Annotated in this window: 1 protein-coding gene and 2 pseudogenes; 2 read left to right on the top strand and 1 reads right to left on the bottom strand. The window is 62.6% G+C overall.

Going from position 1 to position 2,429, the window contains the following annotated elements; genetic code table 11:
* A pseudogene (locus JNL55_RS09290) lies at positions 1 to 579 on the top strand (acyl-CoA dehydrogenase); the annotation flags it as partial.
* Between the two features lie 9 nt (positions 580 to 588).
* The gene (locus JNL55_RS09285; RefSeq protein ID WP_293852325.1) at positions 589 to 1,860 is read left to right on the top strand and encodes an NtaA/DmoA family FMN-dependent monooxygenase; all 1,272 of its coding nucleotides are present in this window, start codon (positions 589 to 591) and stop codon (positions 1,858 to 1,860) included.
* Positions 1,861 to 1,873: 13 nt separating this feature from the next.
* On the opposite strand, the pseudogene JNL55_RS09280 reads toward JNL55_RS09285, so the two are convergent.
* Positions 1,874 to 2,429: pseudogene (locus JNL55_RS09280) on the bottom strand (LLM class flavin-dependent oxidoreductase); the annotation flags it as partial.

Raw genomic sequence — 2,429 nt, 5'->3', positions numbered from 1 at the left:
CCCGACGAAGTTGGTGAGAACACTCGTGCCGAGATAGACGACGGCCCGCCGCGTGCCGTGGCAGGACAAGGTGGAGCGCACTTGCTGCTTCACGCGATTGCCGCCGGAATTCTGCGCTCACTGACTACGCAGACCGCGGATCTACTTCGTGATCGCAAGCGTGCTTACTCCTGGGGTAATACGCCCGAGTCGCGGCACGATCCGCAGTTGCTGGCTGTGGTCGGGGATTTGGCGAGCTCGGCCTTCATCGTCGAAGCAGCGGTGCTCGCTGCTGCCGACGCGATGGATCGTTCCGCTGACTACGTGCGTGACCACGATGGTGAAGTCAACGAAGCGCTGGAAACGGCTGCTCGGATTGCCGTCGCCAAGGTGAAAGTTGCTGTCGAGCCGATCGCTCTGCGCGCAGCAGGTGAGGCATATAACGCGGGCGGTGCTTCCTGGGTTCGCGAATCAGTGCACCTGCACCGGCACTGGCTGAACATGCGCACGCTGTTCTCTCACAACCCGACCGTCTACAAGGCGCGCGTCATTGGCGATGTGCTGGTCAACAACGGGCAGCTGCCACGCACGTTCTTCTAAGGCACCCTCATGGCCGAGCGCACTCTGCATCTTGCCGTTAACACTGGTTCGGGGAACCTCAACCGCTACGGCGCCTTCGACGTCGAGGAGTTCGTCGAGACCGCTCGCCTCGCTGAGACTGGACTCTTCGACGCGGTGTTCCTGCCGAATGTTTCTTTCCTGCGCGCCGAAGGCCCGGTGGGTGGCGGCTTCGATCCTCTCGTCGCTCTGACACTCATGGCTCAGGCGACGAGTAAGGTCGGACTGGTCGGCACCGTCTCGGTCACGCTGCATCACCCGTACTCGATCGCGCGTTCCTTCGCTTCGCTGGAACACCTGAGCCACGGCCGGATGGGCTGGAACGTCGTGACGACGCGCAACAAGCCGGAGGGGCTCAACTACGGTTTCGATCCGCTGCCGGATCGCCGCACACGCTATGCCCACGCTGCCGAAGCGATCGAAATCGTCAACGCCTTGTGGGATAGCTGGCAGGAAGGATCGGTCGTCCGGCATCCCGATGCGACGGTCACTTACGAGCGTGCGCACATCAAGCCCATCGACTATGTCGGGGAGCATTTCAGGGTCGCAGGCCCGCTGCAGATTCCGTCCTTCCCTGACACGCGCACGGTGATCACCCAGGCTGGCGGATCGGATGAAGGGATGGAGTTGGCTGCCAAGTACGCAGACGCCGTCTTCAGTTCGACGCTGCTCATCGAGCCCGCGCGCGATTACTACGGCAAGCTCAAGACGCTGGCCGCAAAGCATGGACGCACGCCCGGCAGCATCGCAGTACTACCCGGCCTCGCCACAGTGATCGGTTCCACTCAGGCCGAGGCACGACGCAGGTCTGTATCGGAGGAGGAACTCGCAACCGAGCTGCAGCGGTTCGCGCGCTGGGCTGGCGTTGCCGCGGAGAATCTCGATCTGGACGGAACCTTCCCCGTCGACCTGCTCAAGCCCAGCGATCCTATCTTCGGCTCGGTGGGCTTCGACGACTCGATCCGCAATTATCTAAAGCACAACCGTTCTCGCCCGGTCCGTGAGTTGCTGGCCGACGGAATACATCACTCCGCCACCAACCACCGACGCCTGGTCGGCACTCCAGAACAGATCGCCGACAACATCGAAGAGTGGTTCCGCAGCGGCGCATCGGACGGTTTCATCCTCATGCCCAGCGGTAACACGGCAGAGCTGCGAATTTTCATCGACGAGGTCGTACCACTGCTTCAGAAGAGGAATCTGTTCCGCCGCGAGTACGCGGAGACCACGCTCCGCGAACGTCTCGGACTTCGATCGAAGTAAGTCAACTCGGCGTCTACGCGGCGGCACGCCGGCGGGCGTGAGCGTTGAACCGCTCGCGCACCGTTTCCTCCTGGTACTGCGTGCGGAATATTCCTTTGCGCTGTAACAGCGGCACGACGTGCTCGATGAAATCTTCCAAACCGCCGGGCGCGCGGTTCAGCGATAGGATGAAGCCGTCGGCGGCGCCGCTGCGGAACCACTCTTCGATGTTGTCGGCGATCTGATCCGGTGTGCCGACGATACTGCGATGGCCACCTCGGCCGTTCCCGGCTCCGTCTTTGAGCAGTTCGCGTACCGTGCGGTGCTGGTTGTGCTTGAGGTACAGCCGGGTCGCGTTGTCGAAGCCCACCGAGCCAAAGATCGGATCACTGGGTTTCAGGAGTTCGAGCGGGAACGGCTTGTCGAGAGAGAGGTCGGCCGCATTCACTCCTGCCCACTGGGCGAAAGCACGCAGTTGTTGTGCTGGATCAGCGGCACTGTCGGCATCTGCATCACGGCGGCGGCGCGCATCGGCGTCGCTGGACTCGATGGTCGGAGTCAGGCCGGGCAGGACTGAGATGGTCTCGGGG

Origin of the sequence: Steroidobacter sp. (genome assembly GCF_016790065.1) — a bacterium.
Taxonomy (GTDB): domain Bacteria; phylum Pseudomonadota; class Gammaproteobacteria; order Steroidobacterales; family Steroidobacteraceae; genus Steroidobacter.
Note: the sequence above shows the minus strand (reverse complement) of the source record. Positions and strands in the feature narration are given on the sequence as shown.